Raw genomic sequence first — 19,568 nt, 5'->3', positions numbered from 1 at the left:
CAGTTATGCCCAGTCGCCCTGGCTGAGTGATTCAGAAACGAATAAAATTTTGGTGGAATGGGACAAGATGATATTCAGTCATGAGAGGGAATTCAATTGGAGGGAAGTGATATCAGGAAGTACCGTATTCTTTATTACGGGGGGAATTGGGAATTACAGAAAATGCCAGTGTTATGGTAGAGCTTCCATTCTCATATTATGGTTATATGGAGGAATTTAATGTTCCGTTGTCTGAATATGAGCGTACAATTATCGGGAATATCTATATCGGTGGAAAATTGCACATCGAAAGGTCCCAAGACCCCGATCATCACATGTTTGTTGAGTTGGGAGTCAGGTTACCCACTACTCCTGAACCTGGAATGGGAGAAGGTTATGCCCATTCTAACGGCCTGCAATCTGAATTGAGTGATCGATTTGAAGCATTTGCTTATTATAATGACTGGTCCATACCGTTAATAGGCAATTATGTGCGTACTATCCGGGATCCTGTTGCTATTAAATTCAGGCTGGGAACGATTTGGGTTGAGCGCAAAAAATCGGAGAATATGCTTTTTCTTCTTTATGGTCTAACCGGACTGTATCGCACATCAGCTATTGAGGGGTACCTGGGCATTAATGGCAGAAGCCCCTATTATGGAAATAATCCAATTTTTTTTGACGACGGAATCTCTCAACTTCGAGCCGGTGTGGGGCGCCCATTCAATGAAGTTGTACCCAGCATTTACATACGAAAAACGCTGGGAGAAAATTACAATCAGATAGTTGACTGGGGATATGGGATAAATATTGAATACCGGTGGTAAGATGTACGGGCAGTAAAACCGTTTTCTTTGGATCAAAAAGCCTCTCCAAACTGCAGGTAAAATGGGTTCCAGGGCCGGCGTTTTCCAGTTTGAATTGCGGGACCACTACCCCGCCGAAAAGAAATCCGGTTTCTGGAGATAAGCCAATTGCCGGCAGAAGCAACACGCGATTTCGGTAAGTCGTGTCGTCAGCAGCGGTAGTGTCCTGGACAATCGCTGCAGCAGGATCGAACAACAAACTCCAAAAAACAGGGAGACCGAACGTTTCATTTTAATCGATCAATTTCTGATTTCCACTCTTACCCCATCCTCAATACGCTCATCGGGATGGGTCAGCACGATTTCGCCGGCCCTCAATCCGTTAACGATTTGCGTATTTAATCCACTTTGACGACCCGCTTCCACCGTGCGAAATCGGGCCGCTCCCCCCTCGACGGAAAACAGTCCCCATTCCTCACCGGTCCGGAACAGGGATGAGGAAGGGACCTGCAGCACGTCGTCGCCCTGCCAGATAATAAATTCCGCCACCACGCGGTAGCCGTCGCCCAGCGCCTGCCACTGCTGCCGGGGCGAAAGGATATCCAGGATTACCGGTACCCGCTGCTCTTCCACGCCCAGTGCCGATATACGGGTATACCCGGAGGGTTCCACTACGCGAACAATACCGTCCAAAATCATTTCATCGCCCCATCGCTTGATGCGCACCGGCATTCCCGTGCGCACCTGCACCGCATCGGTTGACAGCAAATCGACCTTTATTTCCAGGGAGGATGGATCGCCGACCTCCAGGATCGGAGTCCCGGCCTGTACCGTCCCCTCACTTTCCTGGTAAATTTTCAAGAGCCGGCCGTTGACAGGGGATTGAATGGCGACCTGCTCCCGCCCGCCTGAAGCCTGGAACGAACGCAGCGCCGACTCGGCCGCCTGCATCTCGTGCTCGGCGATATTCAGTGAAAACTCGGCCGAGGCTTTCTGCGCGGCTGCGCGCCGGGCGGCCAGCTTGGCATTATCGAGTCCCTGCCGGCTGCCTATGCCTTGATCAAAAACTTTTTGCAGCCGCTCCAGTTCAACGTCAGCCATTCGTTGCTCTTCGGTGGCAAGATTGAGATTCTCCTTCGCCAGCTTTAGTCGTGATTTGGCTGCTTCCAGCTGCGCCTGGGCCATTTCGTGCTGTCGGGCGCTGATCAAATCGGGGACGGGCTGGATCTGGAACAGCTCCTGGTTGGCGGTTACGGTATCTCCCACTTCGTACTGAATGCGCAGGAAATATCCCGTTACGGGGGCCGAAATAGTATAGCGGTCAGCTACCCGGGTTTTGCCTTCATCTTCAATGGTTACCTCAAGCGGAGCCACCCGGACCTGTTCCACATTAACCGGTACCGGAGAAGGTAGAAATCCCCATACCACAAACAGTACTATGACAATGGCTAAAATCGATATGAGTATTTGTTTTTTTGTGATTTTCATTGCTCTATTCTCTTGTTTTTAAGACGCCTATCAGATCCAGCTTGTGCAATTTTCGGCGGACCATCCAGCCCGATAACAGGGCTGAAATAATGACGACCAGTGCCGCCAGGGCGTAGGTTGCGCGTGTAATATTCATGGGAATACGGTACAGTTCTGTTTGCAGTGACCATACGATGAAATAGGTTAATCCCCAGCCGATGAGAAATCCGATCGGGATGGCCAGCAGTACCACAATGGTCAGTTCGCCGAGCAGGATGTATGAGATCTCCCCGCGGGTTAGCCCGAGCACGCGCAGGCTGGCCAGTTCCCGGCTGCGTTCGGAAAGCGATATCCGCGCGTTGTTATAGACCACGCTGAACGCGGTGGCCCCGGCAAACAGGGAGATAAACAGGGCAATTATCAGCCAGGTTTGGGCCGTGGCTTCATAAAAGCGCTCAATCATCCGCTGTTTGGATATAATCTCTCCCACAAGGGGGCTCTCTTTCAGCGTGGCGGTGATTTCATCCTCAAACCTGCGGTCGATGGACAGGTAGCTGCCGGAGACTACATTTTTTTCGGGCAGCAGGCTGTTCAGCTTTTCAATATTCATGTAGCAGGTCAATCCAAAAAACTGATTGACAAACCCGGTTACCGGTATCTGCGCGATACGCCCGCTGCCATCCATAAACTCAACGGTGGCCGTATCTCCGGCATCTATCTTCAAAATTTCTCCGAGCTTCCGGTTGATCAGCAGTCCTTCCTGCGGTATAGTAACAGGCTTCTGTTCGGTATCCAGTATTTGCCGCAATTTCATATTGGTGGAGTGCCCCTCAATGGCTGTGAGATATCTGCGGTGTTCCGATATCACCCGAACCGGAACCGCGCGGTACCCCTCGCTGTAATACACGCCGGGCGTTCGCTGTATCTCCATGACGGCGTGGTCGGATACCTCTTCAATGAATGACACCCCGAGATCAAACAGGTTGGCCTGGCGGAACTCGACCTCCACGGAGTATTTCACCGAATCGTTGCTCATGCGGCCCAACATCACCAGGGCAGCCGCAAACGCCACGCCTGCAATCCCAAAAGTCACTTTTACTCGCTGCCGACCCATTTGCCGCAAAATCATTTTAGTAGGTTGATCCAGCAGGGCCGAAGCGCCCATCTTTTCCAGCAGACTCCGGTGATATACTTTGGGCTGCTCCGGGCGCATCGCCTCGGCGGGCGGCAGCGTAACCGCTTCGCGTACGGAAAAGAACACCCCGCTATAGGCCGCCAGCATACTGATCAGGGAGGCCGCAATGATATCCCAGGCACTCATCTCAAAATCGAGATAGGGAAACCGGTAGTAATTGGCATAGAGGTTGGAGAGGCGGTGGCCGAGATCGTACCCCAGCAGTATGCCCCCCGCCAGCCCGATCGCCACGATCACCGATACCATCAGCGAATAGTGAAGGCCGATCTCCGTATTTCGGTACCCAAATGCTTTGAGGATACCGATCTGCTCTCGCTGGGTTCGTATCAGCCGGCCGATCACCACATTAAGCAGGAAGGCGGCCACCAGGATAAAGATGGTGGGGATGATAGTGGCAATCTGCCTGAGCTGGTTGAACTCCTCGGTAATAAAAAAGTGGGAGCTCTGGTCTTCCCGGCTGATGGCCCCGAGTCCGCCATACGGCTTCAGCATGAGATCGAGCTGGGTGATAACATCCTTCTCATTGGTACCACGGGTTACCGAGAGTACCGCATTGTTGAACGCGCCGTCCATGTCGTAGGCGGCCTCCAGCGGAGCGCGCCGCATCCAGATGATGGCAAACCGCTGCAGGTCGCCCGACGCATTGCCGGGCTGTCCCTGGAAGATAAACTCCGGCGACAACCCGATTCCGACAATCGTAAGCTCTTTCTTCTTCCCGTTTATGACGGCCGCAAGCTTGTCTCCCGCACTGAATTCGTGCTCTGTCGCAAACCCTTCGCCCAGCACAATCTCGTCTTCCACATAGGGATTCGGCAGCCGCCCCTCGCGCAGGTAGAGTCGATTCAACAGGGGCTCGCGCTCATCGGGCAGTGAGGTGATCATGCCGATGACGGCCTCGTTAAACCCGGGAACTGCCAGGTTTACGCCCGACTGGATCCGGGTCTCCACGCGGTTAACGCCCTCAATTTCCCGGATGCGGCTGGTCAGCGAGTTGGGGGCCCGTTTTAGTGAGGCAAACACATTCGAAAAGTAATAGTCCTGGTAATAGGACTCTTGGGATTGGCGAAGCGAATCCAGCGTACTCAGGAAGGTGATATAGGTGGCCGCCCCGCAGATAATCATCAGGGCGATAACAAACACCATGCCCCACATGTTTGAGATATCCCGCAGCAGTTTTCGACTCATTGCACGCATGGCGTTACCACTCCATCTCGTCCGGAGATACTTTTTGCTCATTTTCCCTGATGCCGGCAATTTTACCGTCATGCAGGCTGATGATCCGGTCGGCCATACCCCCGATTACGACATTGTGGGTGATCAGTATGGTAGCCGTTCCCAGGCTTTCGTACACTTTCTGCAGCGCCTTCAGCACTACGATGCCTGTCTTCGAGTCGAGCGCGCCGGTCGGCTCGTCGCAAAGCAACACATCCGGATTTTTGGCTACAGCCCGGGCAATGGCCACACGCTGCTGCTCGCCACCCGAAAGCTGGGCCGGGAAGTGATCCATCCGGTCCTGCAGGTCAACGAGCGCCAATGCTTCCTCAGGTTCCATGGGATGTTCGGCAATCTCGGTCACAATGGCTACGTTCTCGCGGGCGGTCAGGCTGGGGATGAGGTTATAAAACTGGAACACGAATCCCACATTCAAGCGCCTGTAGTTTGTAAGCTCACTTTCCGAGGCGTGGGTAAGATCCACATCACGATACTGCACGTGACCAGCCGTCGCCGTATCCAGCCCGCCCAGGATATTCACCAGCGTAGATTTCCCGCTGCCCGATGCCCCGAGCAGAACGACGACTTCGCCCGCATAAATTTCCATATCAATACCCCGCAAAGCCTGAACCTCCACAACGCCCATCTGATACACTTTAGTCAGTGCGCTGGTGGAGAAAATGATTGGGCTGGTTTCAATATCTGGCGCGGTTGTACTCATGAATATCATATTACCATCAATACCATCCAAAAAATGTAAAGGGATCCCTAAATCGACTACATGAGAATGGTACTCTCCTTGTAGGTGATTTTCTTACGTGCACCTGGCTGGAACCATAGAATAGAGCTTCCAAAATCAGCCCCGATTCCTGCGAAAAGTAAAGACCAACCGAGAGCCTGGAATCTTTTTTAATTCCTTAAAACCCGGGATAAGCAGCTAAAATATTCCACTCTCTTTTGATTTCTCCTATACCAGGATATTACGATCGCAATAGTCGCAATCCATTCAATACGACGATTAACGTGCTTCCCTCATGTCCCACGACCCCAAGGGGCAGCGGCAGGTTGAAAAAGAAAACGGAAAGTACAAGCATGACAATGACCGCTAAACTAAAAATTATATTCTGCCAAACGACCTTTTTGGCCCGTCTTGCCAAATCGATCATATAGGGCAGCTTTTCAAGGTCGTCTGCCATCAGTACTACGTCGGCTGTTTCCAGCGCCACATCGGTTCCCACCGCACCCATGGCAACTCCCAGGTGGCTGCTGGCCAGCGCAGGGGCGTCATTTACCCCATCACCCACCATGGCCACGGCCTCATCCCGGGCCATTTTCCGGATGATTTCCACTTTTTCTTCGGGCAGGAGCTGAGCGTAGTACTCATCAATATTTAATTCGTCGGCGACCCTCCGGGCCACACCTTCAAGATCGCCGGTAAGTATTACAAATTTTTTGATCCCCAATTCTCGCAGTTTGTTTAGGGCTCCCTGCGCTTGATCCCGAATCTGATCTGAAAAGACAAGAAGACCGTTCAGCTCTCCATTGCGACTTATATAAATGATAGTCTTTCCGCTCTGCTCCAGTTTTTTAATAGTGGCCTGCCGTTCGTTGTCCAGCCGGTACAGCAGTCCGTCAAACAGTTTACGATTGCCCACCTTGACTTCATCACTGCCAATACGGGCCAGCACGCCCTTGCCTATTTCAGCCCTCACATTTTCTGCTTTCGGGAATTCAATATTTCGCATATGAACTTCCCTTAATATGGCAGCGCCCAGATGATGCTCGGAGTGCTGCTCGGCGGATGCCGCCAGGGCTAAGAGTTTATTTTCGGAGTTTGTACTGGTACCATTGCCGCTATTGAAGGCGATGATATCGGTAACGGCCGATTGGCCGGTGGTGAGTGTCCCCGTCTTGTCAAAGGCGATCGTGGAAATTTCTGCGGCTTGTTCCAGGTAGGCCCCTCCCTTAAACAAAACTCCATTCCTGGCGGCATTTGCTATGGCGGAGAGTATGCTGGCAGGGGTACTGATAATCAGTGCACAGGGAGATGCCACCACCAGGATCGTCATGGCACGGTAAAAGGTGGGATCAAAAGGCTGATTGAATACCAGGTAGGGAATGAATATTAATCCTGTGGTGAACAGGATAACGCCGATTGCATATCGCGATTCAAATTCATCCAAAAAGCGCTGGGTTTCGGCTTTCCGGCTCTGGGCCTCTTCCACCAACTTGATAATCTTTGCCAGGGTGGTATCCCCGGCCAGGCGGGTGACCTCAATTTCCAGCACCCCGTCTTCATTCATGGTAGCAGCAAATACCTCGCTGCCCGGCTCTTTGGTTACCGGCATACTTTCCCCTGTGATGGCCGCCTGATCTACTGTGCTGACGCCCGATTGTACCTGCCCGTCGATGGGAATGCGTTCGCCCGGTTTGACGATGATGAGCTCACCGATGGCCAGCTCTTCTACAGTACGGTACGTTTCGCTTCCATCCTCATTCCGGACAAGCGCTTTGTCAGGACGCAGTTTCATCAGTGAGCGGATTGCCCTGCGACTTCTGCCCATCGCATAGTCCTGTAGCGTATTGCTCAATGAAAAAAGGAACAGCAAGATAGCTCCCTCCAGCCAGTTGTCAATGAGGGCGGCACCCATCGCCGCCAGTATCATCAGTACATCAACATTTATCTGGAGTCTCAGCAAGGCTTTTACGCTCTGAATAGTCCCGGAATACCCGCCCGTCAGGTAAGCGGCCATATAGAAAAAACGGGCTGTATGGTCAGTGATAAGCCCAAAAACAGATCCAAAGAACCCAGCTGCCAGGCTAATAGTGCAAAGAATAGTTAACCAGGCATAGAATGTCGGAGCAGTGAAGAAGACAGCGGCGTTATTTTTGGGCTCGTTTGTCATGCAAATTCACACGCTTTCGCTAAATTGTTGGCATGGAAATATTACTATAAAATTGTGACCCCAACCGCCCTCAGTTTGTATTATAAACGACCCGGTTAATCTGTATATGTGTGCACACTTAAGGTATTCATACAACATGTTGACAAGTTGAATAAATGATGAAATTGTTATTCTCTGATGAATTTTCAAACATAATGGAAACTGATTGGTAACAAAGGCTTATAAAAAAATATTTGGTGGCACTGAATATTAAAATTGAACTGCCCCCCCCAGTAATGTTCGGTCTAAGCTAAGAAATAAGGATTTAATTCTGTTCGAAAAATTGAGAGACAAAAAAATTACCAACGTCAAAAATACCGGTTAAACCGTCCGCACTTTTTTACCCTGGAATATTCATTAATCATCTTCAGATTCCATACTTTGGGAAGGCGGAGGATCGCCGGTCAATTCGGGATGCATGATTTTACCGCCCAGGTATGCCGTGTAGCCCAGCATTGATCCCACCGCTAAACTGTAGATAAGCAAAAACCAGATTATCTGTTTCGAGTATCTGATCTGTTTGCTCGTCATAACGAAGGCTGCAACAGCTACAGCTCCCAGAACGATGGCCAGCCACTGTGCAGTTTCAGCCGCCTCTTCGTGATCGTGAATGGCTTGCTCAGATACGCCGGGAACCGATTCAACAATATCTTCAGCCCGCTCTCCGCTCTGTACGGCGACAACGGCCGTCAGACCGGCAACGATAAAGCCAACCAGTGCCACTTTTTTGATCGCCGGTTGATTGGCAATGATTCCCCACGCCAAAATCGGAATGGAAAACAGTGTTGCCAAAATAGGTATGTGATTGACCATCAGGTGAATATGTGCCGCATTAAAGTCCATGACTACCTCTCCTTCGTATGTTGTGGAGATGAACGCCAACTTCTGATCTCCATAGAATTATTGAATATTGTTGATTTAGAAAGACGGTCACTGATTATTCCTCATGCCGCTCATTCTCCAGCCCCTCCATACCGGGAACCCGTTTTGATCCCTGAGCTGCAGTGTCATCTCGTTACGCTTCACCGTGGCTGCAACAAGAGCCGGGGCTCCATTAAAGGTGATGCGAGAGCCGGTAACTTCGATCTTGTCTCCCTTGTTAAGTTGATCTTGCTCATTCAGGTACCAGACTGGTCCCAGGTGTACCGGTATCGACTCGGTATCAGTTTTTACAACCACATGTACGCCCATCACAGCGGCGTTCTTTTTACTTGGATTGTAAGAGATGTCCACGACTTCGCCCTTCATCGTTTCGACAGTACTGACGTCATAATTCCGGGTGTACATCTGCCCCATCCCTTTGCCGGGCCGCTGTTGTGACCACGCGGTTGAAAGCAGCGTTACTGTCATGATCACGATGGATAATACCGTACTCATTATTACTTTGTTCATCTCCGATTCCTCATTCAGATTAGTTTTTTATTTATTTAAAAATTTATACTCCAACCAGCGCCGATACTGAAGTCGGATGCCGACTCTGTTAATCCAACAAGCAGGTTGGTATTCAGGGCGACATTCGGTGCCACCTGGAAGCTCAGCCCGGCTCCGGCATTCATTGGTGGATCGATATCCTCGATAATTTGCGTAGAGCCAAAGAAACTGGCCGTAGCCATCAGCTTGCCCTCCTGGAAAGTCTGCCCTAGGGCGGCGCTGTAGCTCAGAATGTTTTTAAAATCCAGGTCATCCATGTCGCCAAGCTGCCAATACATTCCGCTCAGTAACAGGAGTGTATTGCCGGCCACGCGCTGCGACCAGGATAGCCCGGCACCGAAATCCCACGCCCCGGTACCAAATCCAGAATCGGCATCAGTCAGCGGAAATTTTATGCCAAAATTCCCATTGACGGATGTCTGTCCGAACCCGGAGCTGTAAATTCTTACGCTTCCCGAAAGAGAAGGATCCCCAAAATGGGTTTCGGTGAAGTTCAGGGTATCGGTAGTACCCGGATCGATTCTTCTCCTGCCGCGACGGTTTCCTTGTCCACCGTCGCTGCCGTCAACTAATCGGTTATGGGGGCCGCCTGTGGGTAGTGGTCCCATTCCTGAGCTGGTGTAGGAAATCCACGGGGTGTTCTGGGCGATGAAGGGTACATTCAGGTGCAGGCTTAGCCTATCTCCGGAAATACCAAGCCCGTTGTTGAAATAAAAGCTCCCGGTTTGCTCGGTAAAATAGTAGGAGCCGGTGGCGTATTGTACAGACCCATTATAGGTCAGGGCCTGTCCACTGGCCTGCCCGGCTCCAGCTGCCCAACATAGCACTCCTCCTACTAATAATGCTCGCATTTGAGGCCTCATCTCAGAAACCTGATTTAATTGTTGCTACCGGTGGCTTGTTGTTGGTGCAGGCGTTTGGTAATCCGCTCCATCGTTTGGACGGCCTCTTCGGCTTGTCCGGTCATGTTGTTAAGATGTTGACGGAGCCGATCCATATCCTGTTGCATGGTTCGGTCGCGCGTCATCTGCTGGTCTTGTTGCATCTGATTGCATCGCTCGGCGGCATTCTTCATGGTGCCGAGGGTCATCTGCATCTGTTCATTGAACCGGTGCATCATTTGGTACTGGTTTCTGGTCTGCTCATCCTGAACCTGCTGCATACGACGATTCATCTCCTGGTTCATTGTATGAGTCCGCTCCATAAGCTGATTCATCTTTTGCATCATCTGGTTCATCTGCTGCATTTGTTGCTGCATCTGCTGTTGCTGCCCGGGTTGTTGGGCATATGCGGACGTAAAACTGCCCAGCATCAATGCTATTAATAAGACACGTAAGCGTTTCATAGCTCATTGTATTTAGTTGGAGTTTATTTAACGGTTAAAATTTCCTCAAATAACTGGTCACAAGAAGTGCTGAGTTCCTTTAGACAACATGTGGTTTAAACACGCTGCAAGTTGTAGAGCAAACCCTTACAGCCTGGAACCTTTCCATCATTATTCTCCGAATATTCATTAATACCAGCCCGTGTTGTTTAAATAATCCTCGCGATAGATCAACGCTTAGGAGTTCAGGTAATGCAAGCTTACCGATTGTATGGATTTTGCAGCCGTATGGGATTCCCATTCTCGTCGATAACTTCCAAATCATACCGAATGACAATGTGTGTACCTACCGGAGCCTGATAATACAGGTACCAGGCCGCTGCCTCGGAGGTGCCGATACAGCCGTTGGAAGAGGGGGTACCCAGGGTTTCGATGTTGGTGGTGGGATGGATAAGCTGGCCATAGCGCAGACCGTTTATTTCGGGTTCCAGCCACGGCACGTTGGGCAACGCGGTCTCTACGCCATCGTCCCGACGGGTGACGTGGTAGGGGTGATTGTTGACGGGATTGATAAAGGCGGGTTCTTTTACGTGCCGGATGATGGTTCCCTCACCGGTATGGGTGCGCAGATCGACAACTCTGCCGGCCATGGCCAGGTACTTATGCTCATTGCTGCCCACGCGCACCGGGAATTCATGGATCACGCTGTCATTTTGCCAAATACGGAGTTTGAATTCAGGTATGTTCAGATCAAGCCAGGTCTGTTCGAAAAGCAGTTTAAGGCTGTCCACCGCTGAGGAGTCAGGAATAACAAGAAATTGACCCGGTGTGAAGATTGGTAGTTCTTTCGGATTCAGGCTGGTAATTCCCCGCTCCTTTAAGTCATAATAATCGGTAGCCGCCAGTGAATCGATCACCCAGGGATTATTGCGAATGATCAAGTGCTCGGAAATCGGATAGGTGAGCAAAGAGTCATACCGGAATATGATATTGTCCATCACCTTAAAATAGTCCTTGACCTTTACCGTATCCTTAAAAAAGTGGAGGGGCTGAAAGTTGCTTGAAGAAGTCTTGATTCCGGAAATATTCTCAAAAGAAACTGCGGGTTCTTTTTCGTTGTAGAAAATCAGAAGAAGCGTAGCCGTTACTAACAGAAAAAATATGTTTCGGAATGTTGTCATGTGTATGGATCTATCTATATGATTGATTTCATATCAGAGATATATCATTAATTGGTTTCCCTGGTATTGCAGACGTTTCGCAAACCACCCCATCCTCTGATATCGGTTTCTCATCTGCTCATCCTGAACTCGATGAATGCGTAAATTCTTTTCCCACTTCATCAAGTGGTACATAAACAACAAAACAGTTAAGCGGTTCATAACTTTATGTTTATTGGTGTTTATCTTGCTGGTTAAAATTCCTCAATATTTTGATATCAAGAAGTGCTTATTTTATTGACAAGGCGTGTGATATAAATCCTTGGAATTTTGTAAAGTGAACTATTACCTGCGGGGCTCTTACTTGTATCACTTTCTGGACACCATTGGCCGTGGAAAACTTCATAGTTCGACTGGACTCTGACCAAATGGGATTTTTAAGTCTATCCAATCATGTGCCTATGCATTTGGATGTGGTAGTAAACCACTCAATGAAAAATCCTTCTCTTCTATTTTGATAAGGCTGTCTAAACAAAACAACGCATTATTTTGATTTGTTTGTGTAGGTGAAAGTTGTACACTGGTTGACGAAAAAACATTACAAATAGGTTTATCGGCAGGTTCTATATTTTTAATAGTTCTTAAAGAGAGTCTTTGAAATATTGAGTTTGCACAGTCGTGAGTGGCACTACGGTGTTGCTGACGGCAACCCCTGAATTAATGGCCGAGGGTTTCTTTTCGGAATCTTCCAGTTAATGGAAATTCCAAAAAGTGTGCAACGGTCTACCTTTGTCGGTGCTTGAATGGTGCCGGCATTGAAAGCCAGTGGTTGAGGGTGTTCCTTAAATGGAACTGAGAGTATACCCCTTGAACTTGACCCGGGTAATACCGGCGCAAGGAAACCGTTGGCTTTTTTGATTTGAACTCCAATATATACCGCAATTCGGTGGCTATATCTTCTCCCGTTCCTCTAGACATTATAGAGTCCAATTTACAAATAGCAACCGATCTTGCGACTACCTCTGTACCGATTGTTTCTCCCGGTCTAGATGCCACCGACATCCAGAAAAAACTAACAGAACAAGCCTTTGAGTGTGCCTCCCACATCATTGTTTGTGATGGCCCCAGGTTTGTGGGATTGATACGAATTGAAGATCTGTATTCCGCTGGTGATCACTTGACGGCAAGAGATATTATGGATGAGGAGCCCCCGACGATTAGACCGGGAATAGACCAGGAAGTGGCGGCATGGACCGCAGTGCACCATAAAGAATCGGCCCTGGCGGTGGTAAACAAAGAGGGAGAATTTATCGGCTTGATTCCGCCTTATCTTCTACTACAAGTCCTGCTAAAAGAGCACGAAGAGGATTTGAGCCGGGTGGGTGGATTCTTGCAGGATACGAACAAAGCACGAACCGCACTGCAGGAACCAATTTTCAAGCGCTTTTGGCACCGGCTGCCCTGGTTGTTACTTGGGCTTTTGGGAGCGTTTATTGCCGCCAAGGTGGTGAGTGGATTTGAGTCCCGGCTTCAGGAAGAGTTAACCATTGCCTTTTTTATTCCAGGAATTGTATACCTGGCAGACGCAGTGGGTACGCAAACGGAAACAATTATTGTACGTGGGCTTTCTGTGGGAGTGGCCATCAAGAATGTGCTCTGGCAAGAGTTGCTCACCGGCATAACCATAGGGATTGTATTGGCAGCGATTTCATATCCATTTCTCCTTTGGAACTGGAATGACCCACAGCTGGCGTTTGGAACGAGTCTGTCTCTGCTGGCCGCCTGTTCTACGGCCACATTGGTTGCCATGGTACTGCCGGTTCTGTTCAACCTGTTTGATATCGATCCGGCCTTTGGAAGTGGCCCCATCGCAACCGTCATCCAGGACGTGCTGTCTATCCTGACCTACTTTTTTATCACCACGGCCATCATGTTCTGAATAGCTATCGGACGGCACCCCACCCTCAACCTCCAACGCCAGGCCATTACAAGGAAGTTTCGCCTGAATATCCTGTGTAGGAAAACCCCTCTCAACCATTTGGTAGAAGCACCTATAGGGTTGGTGACTCGTTTTAAGGAAGTTAAAGTTATTAATGCGCAGCTTGATGCACTAATAGATTAACTCTCAACGGATAAAACAGTCATGTTTGAGAATCGAAAAGAGGCAGGTATAGAGCTGGGCAAGGCGCTCAAAAAATATAAACCGGCAAGGCCTGTCGTGTTGGCTATTCCTCGCGGCGGAGTGGAGGTAGGGTATTATGTGGCACGAGCCTTGGAATGCGACTTTGATGTAATCATCACCCGTAAACTCGGCTATCCTCAACAGCCCGAAGCTGCCTTTGGAGCACTTGCAGAGGATGGAAGCCTGTACCTTGACCCGTGGTCAAACCAATATCTTACCAGGGATATCATTGCCAAAGTTCAGGCAAAAGAAAATAAAGAAATTCAACGACGTGTTTTTGAGTACCGCAATGGAAAGGAACTGCCCAACCTGAGGAATCGTGTGGTCATCCTGGTGGATGACGGTATTGCCACTGGAGCGACCATTTTTGCTGCTCTTAGAATGTGTCGTAAGCACCAACCCAGAAAGATTGTAATAGCAGCTCCGGTTTCGGGACTAACCAGGCTCACTGCACTTGAGACCGAAGCAGATGACGTAGTTATACTGGATAAATATCAACATCTGGCAGCCGTTTCACAGGGATATCGTAATTTTACGAACCTTAGTGATGAAGATGTGCAACGCTACCTGAGTAATTGGCGTAATCAAACGATAAAATCTTCTCCAGCCTAATTGGCAGGGATTTCCCTTACATGAGCTAGAAGAACATTTCTTACATACCGTTTGGTTTCAAAGCCTATACCCATCTGTGGTTTCCTATCGTAATTTATTTGAGTAATGAATTTAACAAGGAGAACATTATGGCTTACAAAAAACTACTTTTTCAGACGTCAGCCAGGGAGAAACTCCTGAAAGGGGCTACCACTCTTTATGATGCCGTTCGCGTAACCCTGGGTCCGAAATCCAAATCAGTGTTAATTGGCAAAAAATGGGGAAAACCGCTCGTATGTAATGATGGCGTAACCATCGCGAAAGAAATTGACCTGAAAGACCCCGAAGAAAATCTGGGGGCACAGGTATTGAAAGAAGCTGCCGAGCGTACCGGTGACCTGGTGGGGGATGGGACCTCTACATCAACAATTTTGGCTTATACTATTTTTGCCGAGGGACTCAAAAATGTGGCCGCCCGGGCTAGTGCTATCGAGTTGAAGAGAGGATTGGACCGGGGATTAGCCGTTGCTGTTGAGGCATTAAAAGAAATTTCCAGACCGGTAAAAACACACAAGGAAAAACAGCAGGTAGCCACCATATCGGCACATAATGATACTGCAATTGGAGATCTTGTAGCGGAGGCTATCGACAAAATTGGGCCTGAAGGAGTGATTACGGTGGAGGAGGCCAAAGGTACGGAGACCCAGGTTGAAGTCGTAGAGGGCATGCAGTTCGACCGTGGCTATCTTTCCCCATACTTTGTAACAGACGCTGAGAAGATGGAAGTTGAAATAGAGAATCCCCGAATTCTGCTGTATGACAAAAAGATCAGCAATCTTAAAGATCTGCTTCCCATGTTGGAAGAGATGGCCAAACAGCAGACCGGGCTTGTGGTGATCGCTGAAGATGTGGATGGGGAAGCCCTGGCCAGCCTCGTGGTGAATCGAATCCGGGGTGTCCTATCCTGCGTGGCCATTAAAGCGCCGGGCTTTGGGGACCGCCGGACGGCCATGCTCCAGGATATCGCGCTGCTTACCGGCGGGCAGTTGATATCGGAATCGCTGGGCATGAAGCTTGAGAATATTACTACGGAGATGCTGGGCTCGGCACAACGCATTCTGGTGGACAAAGATACGACAACGGTTATCGGCGGAGGGGGAGATAAAGGGGTCATCGAAGGGCGATGCAACGAGCTTCGCAGGCAAATCGAGAAATCGGATTCCGACTACGACAAGGAGAAGCTGCAGGAACGACTGGCCAAACTCTCGGGCGGTGTCGCGGTCATCCGGGTGGGGGCACCTTCCGAAACCGAGCTCAAAAGCCGGAAAGAGGCTTTCGAAGATGCCATCAGCGCCACCAAGGCGGCCATTGAAGAGGGTATCGTGCCGGGTGCCGGCCTCGCCTTGCTGAGAACAGCCAATGCCGTTGAGGGAGAAGCCAAAAAGGCCGAGGGAGATGAAAAAACCGGTATCCTGATATTGCGTCGAGGGCTTGAAGCACCCGCCCGGCAGATCGCAGAAAATTCGGGAGTCGATGACGGGGTAATCGTTGAGAAGATGATGGCCGGGGATGGGAACTATGGTTTTGATGCCGCGCAAAACCAGTTTGTCGACCTGTATAAAGCCGGTATTATCGACCCGACCAAAGTGGTTCGAATCGCCCTCGAAAATGCCGTATCGGTGGCCGGGACCCTGCTACTTACCGAGGCGACCATGACCGAAGTCGAAGAAAAGCCCAAAAGCTTCCGTGATGAAGCCGCCCTGGAAGATGGTATGCTAGAGTAAAACAGGAGTAATCGGTTTTTTGGGTACCTTATTCATCTACATCGCTTGCAATATGTTTCGAATAAGATGTGAGTAACGATTTACCATCTTTAACCTTAGCAATATGGATAGCATAGACGTCTTATTAATTGATGGTGAGATCTTGGCTCGTCGGGCTATCGCTCAAGTGTTAACTCATACCTCCAAGTTCGCAATAAATAGCATAAGTATAGATAAAGCTGTAGAGGATCTGGAGAAAATAGTCACTGATTATAATCCTAATGTTATACTTTTAAGTATTGAAGATGAAAGATCGGACTCTACTTTTCGTTTGATCAGGAACTACTTCCCAAATTTACCCATACTGTTATTGAGCGCGAGAACGGAGGAGGGCGCCAAGGCGGCAAGTACCTTTTTTCAGAATGGCGCTGTAGATGTTATTACAAAACCAGAGCCAAACACTTCACTGCTTTTTGCCTATGACCATCTTGAGAAGCGCCTGGCCATTTCAATTGAAGCCGCATCAAAGATAGAGAATCTGGATTCAGTACTTATCGGTAGAGCAGAATCAGGTCAAGACGCCCGGACTTCATTCGAAGAATTATCAACGGGCCCAAACAGTTTGTCAGTAGTAGATGTGATTGTTATCGGCGGCTGTATGGGTGGTCCACATGCTTTGTTGAAGATAATTCCTAAACTCCCTCCTAATTTAGACGTTCCAGTTGTAGTTACTCAGCATTTTCCAAAAATTTATACAAGGCAATTAGCAACCCTGTTGAATGAAAAATCACAAATACAGGTGAGGGAAGCATATGACGGGACAAAACTGTCCGGCGATACGGTATGGATTGCTCCAGGCGGGTATCACACTGAAATTGTTCGGGAATCTCATACCAGTAGTTTTTTAAAGGTTCACTGTGGTGCACGAGTCAACAATTCGCGGCCTAGCATAGATCTGCTCTTCAATTCAGCAGCAAATTCCTATGGTAACAAAGTGCTGGGAATAATTTTAAGTGGCTTTGGCGCCGATGGTTTAGAAGGGTGTAGAAGGATCAAGGAAGCGGGTGGGCATGTTATTGTTCAAGATCCGGGTAGTTCACTGGCTCCTGATATGCCTTTATTAATGATTAAAGAAAAATTGGTCAGCGGATATTTTACTACGGATGAGCTGGCTTCCATAATTTCAATTAAAATTCATTCCACAGATGAAAATAGCATTCATCAGACCTCTCTTGAAAACAAAATTCAAAACAACACATGAAATGTAGAATAGGGGACCAAAACCCGATCTCCTCTCCGATAATTTATGATTGCGCAATTATTCGATGAGTGCTGCTTTACGTTTACTCTTTTCAGCTTTGAAATTTGCCAAAAGATCGTTCACTACGCAGGTAACCGTTTGATTCTTTTTTCACTTTCTTTTCCCGTTCACCTTCAATCGTTAGAACATTGTCCTGAACGTTGATCCTGATATCCTTTTTGGACAAACCGGGAAAGTCGACTTCAATAGCATATTATTCATTGGTCTCTTCCATATCCAGTTTGGGTGACCAGGTTCTGATATCAGATTCCCATTCATCATCAAGCCGCCAGCTAAAAGGAATCAGTTCATTGACGATGCGGCTATAACTACCATTTGAGCCGTAAAAATTCGGAAAGGTAATTGCAGGCAAAAGCATGACGTGGGAAACAGATATTGTGGTTATCGAAAACCTGTTGACAGCTGGATCAGCTACCTATTTAGTTGATTCTGACAGGCTAAAACTCTTCTCCGATTCTTAAAACGAACACCAGTAGAACGGGAGTTGATCTTGTTGATCACAAGTCTTTAGAAGGTTCGCCTGCATTTTCTCTGTTTTGAATTCTTACTATTAGTCTGATTTTTTAAACCGATGTAAGGAATTTTATTACACCCTCTTAGGTATTCTTCCGCTTCACAGAAGGTCATTCTTAAATTATCTTTAAAAAGTTCTAATGAATTCAGAGTAATGCCCTGAGGTCAATTTGGCGTTACTGTCTCATCCCGGTTAAAAGTGCTTAATATTTAATTTTAAGCTATGGCTCACTAAGGCAAAACATAGTTCCAGCAGTGAATTAAAGTCTAAGCAAATAACATCAGATCTTCCGATTTGTGGGGGATAGGATAATTTAAAACCAGGTGCATACATACCTGCATGTAAAATGAAAGATAAAGTCCAAAAATATTGCCAGGATTTGGCCAAGCATAGATCATGCAGATTATATCTGTTACGGAACGCAGGGGTGCCCTATAATCGCCAGAACCTTTCACTAGCCGAGGCATTTGCTAAAACAGCCGGCATACATGTAATTCAGGAATACGCATCTATGTCGGAGAAAGATGCCCCACAGAACTCCCCTAAAGAGTTCCTGACTTTTTGTGGCGTGTTGGGCCTGGGACGACTAGTCATTGAAGGGAAGGAAAATGCCGTTGAGCTCTTACGAAGAGCCGCTTCCGATGAACGCTGGCGAATTCGGGAGGCCGTAAAAAAAGCACTACAGATTATTGGGAAACATGATGTGGGCCAATTGTTTATTATCGGCAAAGACTGGATTAATGGAAATATGTATGAACAAAGAGCAATCCTAACGAGTATTTGCAGGGAGGAATTTTTACGGGATCCCAGTTATGCAAGAGAGACTTTCCACTTACTTGAAAAAGCAATGAACAGTATTGCCGGAGCGAAAGCATCTACCCGGGAATATAAATTATTGAAAAAAGCATTGGGTTATTGCTGGAGCAGTGCCATCCTTGCTTGCCCGGAGCAGGGAAAACCGATGTTTGAACATTGGCTGTTATCAAATGATCCGAACATCAGATGGATCTTGAAAAAAGCCTTAAAGGATAAGCAACTTATCAAAAAGGAGTCCCATTGGGTTGCTCGGTGTCGCCACAAAATCATAAATGTGCAAGATGAATTGTTGAAGTAGTCGTTCATATCCCAACCCCCAAAATAGGGTGATAGGGTGAAATAATATCGAAAGGGAAAATGTGATGAGGAGTTCTATTCAATTAGTAACGAATATCATGGGAAGGAAAGTAAAGAACAGGGATGGAGAGGATGTCGGAGTTATTCAAAATATCATGATTGACCCGGGGGATGGGATGATACTCTATATTATGTTATGCTATGCGGATTTCGTGGGTAAAATGCATCGTCACTTTGCGATTCCCAACAGTTTGATGAGACTTAAGAATAATCAGGAGAATGGCATTTTTTTTGAAATCGAAGAACAAAAATTATCAAGCGTAGAACGATTGTCAGATATCACAGGTACCACACATACTTTTACGAAGTATCAACGTGTATATGAGGTGGATCAGGATGCGCCGTGGTTTTCAGAGTTCCATCTATATACATAGCAATTATTTTAACAAAGCTTTTTTGTGTTATTTATCTGAGCCTCCATTAACTCGCGGATCTCCTCACACCGAGTACAGGTGGTTACCAGTTGAGAAGCCCGGTTCAAGACGCCTTCAATACCAGGATATCA

18 protein-coding genes and 1 riboswitch are annotated in these 19,568 nt (G+C 48.2%); of the genes, 7 read left to right on the top strand and 11 right to left on the bottom strand.

What is annotated here, in order from left to right; translation table 11 throughout:
• The first annotated feature begins 173 nt into the window (after positions 1–173).
• The gene (locus tag ACG2E4_RS09610) at positions 174–806 is read left to right on the top strand and encodes a hypothetical protein (RefSeq protein ID WP_395276396.1); all 633 of its coding nucleotides are present in this window, start codon (positions 174–176) and stop codon (positions 804–806) included.
• Positions 807–1,085: 279 nt separating this feature from the next.
• Here the strand turns inward: ACG2E4_RS09610 and ACG2E4_RS09605 are convergent, their stop codons facing one another.
• From ACG2E4_RS09605 to ACG2E4_RS09565, 9 genes are all read right to left on the bottom strand, one after another.
• Positions 1,086–2,273: an efflux RND transporter periplasmic adaptor subunit gene (locus ACG2E4_RS09605; RefSeq protein ID WP_395261697.1), complete on the bottom strand. Its 1,188-nt coding sequence runs from the start codon at positions 2,271–2,273 to the stop codon at positions 1,086–1,088.
• A gap of 4 nt (positions 2,274–2,277) precedes the next feature.
• Entirely contained in the window at positions 2,278–4,683 is a 2,406-nt protein-coding gene (locus ACG2E4_RS09600) for an ABC transporter permease (RefSeq protein WP_395261698.1), read from the bottom strand.
• A complete protein-coding gene (locus ACG2E4_RS09595) occupies positions 4,646–5,380 on the bottom strand; it encodes an ABC transporter ATP-binding protein (RefSeq protein ID WP_395261699.1) in 735 nt (244 codons plus the stop codon). Before ACG2E4_RS09595 ends, ACG2E4_RS09600 begins: the two co-directional genes overlap by 38 nt.
• Positions 5,381–5,639: 259 nt before the next feature.
• Positions 5,640–7,565 (bottom strand): heavy metal translocating P-type ATPase, encoded by a 1,926-nt coding sequence (locus ACG2E4_RS09590; protein WP_395261700.1) that lies wholly within the window; start codon positions 7,563–7,565, stop codon positions 5,640–5,642.
• A gap of 396 nt (positions 7,566–7,961) precedes the next feature.
• Positions 7,962–8,447 (bottom strand): hypothetical protein, encoded by a 486-nt coding sequence (locus tag ACG2E4_RS09585; RefSeq protein ID WP_395261701.1) that lies wholly within the window; start codon positions 8,445–8,447, stop codon positions 7,962–7,964.
• An 87-nt stretch (positions 8,448–8,534) separates the two neighbouring features.
• Positions 8,535–8,996: a DNA-binding protein gene (locus tag ACG2E4_RS09580; protein ID WP_395276395.1), complete on the bottom strand. Its 462-nt coding sequence runs from the start codon at positions 8,994–8,996 to the stop codon at positions 8,535–8,537.
• A 35-nt stretch (positions 8,997–9,031) separates the two neighbouring features.
• Positions 9,032–9,886 (bottom strand): transporter, encoded by an 855-nt coding sequence (locus ACG2E4_RS09575; protein WP_395276394.1) that lies wholly within the window; start codon positions 9,884–9,886, stop codon positions 9,032–9,034.
• Between the two features lie 26 nt (positions 9,887–9,912).
• A complete protein-coding gene (locus tag ACG2E4_RS09570; protein ID WP_395276393.1) occupies positions 9,913–10,380 on the bottom strand; it encodes a hypothetical protein in 468 nt (155 codons plus the stop codon).
• Between the two features lie 239 nt (positions 10,381–10,619).
• Complete coding sequence (locus ACG2E4_RS09565) at positions 10,620–11,540, bottom strand: L,D-transpeptidase (RefSeq protein ID WP_395276392.1); 921 nt, start codon at positions 11,538–11,540, stop codon at positions 10,620–10,622.
• A gap of 800 nt (positions 11,541–12,340) precedes the next feature.
• A riboswitch (TPP riboswitch) is annotated at positions 12,341–12,436 on the top strand.
• Positions 12,437–12,438: 2 nt separating this feature from the next.
• Here ACG2E4_RS09565 and ACG2E4_RS09560 point away from each other — a divergent pair.
• The 4 genes from ACG2E4_RS09560 (at position 12,439) to ACG2E4_RS09545 (ending at position 17,316) form a co-directional block, all read left to right on the top strand.
• A complete protein-coding gene (locus ACG2E4_RS09560; RefSeq protein WP_395276391.1) occupies positions 12,439–13,458 on the top strand; it encodes a magnesium transporter in 1,020 nt (339 codons plus the stop codon).
• A 204-nt stretch (positions 13,459–13,662) separates the two neighbouring features.
• Positions 13,663–14,313, top strand: coding sequence for a phosphoribosyltransferase (locus ACG2E4_RS09555; protein ID WP_395276390.1), 651 nt, complete (start codon positions 13,663–13,665; stop codon positions 14,311–14,313).
• A gap of 128 nt (positions 14,314–14,441) precedes the next feature.
• A complete protein-coding gene (gene groL, locus ACG2E4_RS09550; protein WP_395276389.1) occupies positions 14,442–16,076 on the top strand; it encodes a chaperonin GroEL in 1,635 nt (544 codons plus the stop codon).
• 103 nt (positions 16,077–16,179) lie between these two features.
• Positions 16,180–17,316, top strand: a complete 1,137-nt coding sequence (locus ACG2E4_RS09545) for a chemotaxis protein CheB (protein ID WP_395276388.1) — start codon at positions 16,180–16,182, stop codon at positions 17,314–17,316.
• A gap of 91 nt (positions 17,317–17,407) precedes the next feature.
• Here the strand turns inward: ACG2E4_RS09545 and ACG2E4_RS09540 are convergent, their stop codons facing one another.
• Together ACG2E4_RS09540 and ACG2E4_RS09535 are read right to left on the bottom strand one after the other, a co-directional pair.
• Positions 17,408–17,563: an Hsp20/alpha crystallin family protein gene (locus ACG2E4_RS09540; RefSeq protein ID WP_395276414.1), complete on the bottom strand. Its 156-nt coding sequence runs from the start codon at positions 17,561–17,563 to the stop codon at positions 17,408–17,410.
• Between the two features lie 6 nt (positions 17,564–17,569).
• The gene (locus ACG2E4_RS09535) at positions 17,570–17,734 is read right to left on the bottom strand and encodes a hypothetical protein (RefSeq protein ID WP_395276387.1); all 165 of its coding nucleotides are present in this window, start codon (positions 17,732–17,734) and stop codon (positions 17,570–17,572) included.
• A 667-nt stretch (positions 17,735–18,401) separates the two neighbouring features.
• Between ACG2E4_RS09535 and ACG2E4_RS09530 the strand changes: the two genes are divergently transcribed.
• Both ACG2E4_RS09530 and ACG2E4_RS09525 read left to right on the top strand, forming a co-directional pair.
• Positions 18,402–19,004, top strand: coding sequence for a HEAT repeat domain-containing protein (locus ACG2E4_RS09530; RefSeq protein WP_395276386.1), 603 nt, complete (start codon positions 18,402–18,404; stop codon positions 19,002–19,004).
• 97 nt (positions 19,005–19,101) lie between these two features.
• The gene (locus ACG2E4_RS09525; protein WP_395259558.1) at positions 19,102–19,437 is read left to right on the top strand and encodes a PRC-barrel domain-containing protein; all 336 of its coding nucleotides are present in this window, start codon (positions 19,102–19,104) and stop codon (positions 19,435–19,437) included.
• Positions 19,438–19,568 lie beyond the last annotated feature (131 nt).

Origin of the sequence: Halalkalibaculum sp. DA384, assembly GCF_043951955.1 — a bacterium.
In the GTDB taxonomy this organism is placed as follows: domain Bacteria; phylum Bacteroidota; class Rhodothermia; order Balneolales; family Balneolaceae; genus JAMQKA01.
Note: the sequence above shows the minus strand (reverse complement) of the source record. Positions and strands in the feature narration are given on the sequence as shown.

Coding starts and splice junctions, on each gene's coding strand:
- ACG2E4_RS09590 (WP_395261700.1), bottom strand. CDS start 7,565: ATGACAAACGAGCCCAAAAATAACGCCGCTGTCTTCTTCACTGCTCCG.
- ACG2E4_RS09535 (WP_395276387.1), bottom strand. CDS start 17,734: ATGCTTTTGCCTGCAATTACCTTTCCGAATTTTTACGGCTCAAATGGT.
- ACG2E4_RS09555 (WP_395276390.1), top strand. CDS start 13,663: ATGTTTGAGAATCGAAAAGAGGCAGGTATAGAGCTGGGCAAGGCGCTC.
- ACG2E4_RS09570 (WP_395276393.1), bottom strand. CDS start 10,380: ATGAAACGCTTACGTGTCTTATTAATAGCATTGATGCTGGGCAGTTTT.
- groL (WP_395276389.1), top strand. CDS start 14,442: ATGGCTTACAAAAAACTACTTTTTCAGACGTCAGCCAGGGAGAAACTC.
- ACG2E4_RS09585 (WP_395261701.1), bottom strand. CDS start 8,447: ATGGACTTTAATGCGGCACATATTCACCTGATGGTCAATCACATACCT.
- ACG2E4_RS09605 (WP_395261697.1), bottom strand. CDS start 2,273: ATGAAAATCACAAAAAAACAAATACTCATATCGATTTTAGCCATTGTC.
- ACG2E4_RS09595 (WP_395261699.1), bottom strand. CDS start 5,380: ATGAGTACAACCGCGCCAGATATTGAAACCAGCCCAATCATTTTCTCC.
- ACG2E4_RS09580 (WP_395276395.1), bottom strand. CDS start 8,996: ATGAACAAAGTAATAATGAGTACGGTATTATCCATCGTGATCATGACA.
- ACG2E4_RS09565 (WP_395276392.1), bottom strand. CDS start 11,540: ATGACAACATTCCGAAACATATTTTTTCTGTTAGTAACGGCTACGCTT.
- ACG2E4_RS09525 (WP_395259558.1), top strand. CDS start 19,102: ATGGGAAGGAAAGTAAAGAACAGGGATGGAGAGGATGTCGGAGTTATT.
- ACG2E4_RS09575 (WP_395276394.1), bottom strand. CDS start 9,886: ATGCGAGCATTATTAGTAGGAGGAGTGCTATGTTGGGCAGCTGGAGCC.
- ACG2E4_RS09530 (WP_395276386.1), top strand. CDS start 18,402: ATGTCGGAGAAAGATGCCCCACAGAACTCCCCTAAAGAGTTCCTGACT.
- ACG2E4_RS09545 (WP_395276388.1), top strand. CDS start 16,180: ATGGATAGCATAGACGTCTTATTAATTGATGGTGAGATCTTGGCTCGT.
- ACG2E4_RS09600 (WP_395261698.1), bottom strand. CDS start 4,683: ATGAGCAAAAAGTATCTCCGGACGAGATGGAGTGGTAACGCCATGCGT.
- ACG2E4_RS09610 (WP_395276396.1), top strand. CDS start 174: ATGGTAGAGCTTCCATTCTCATATTATGGTTATATGGAGGAATTTAAT.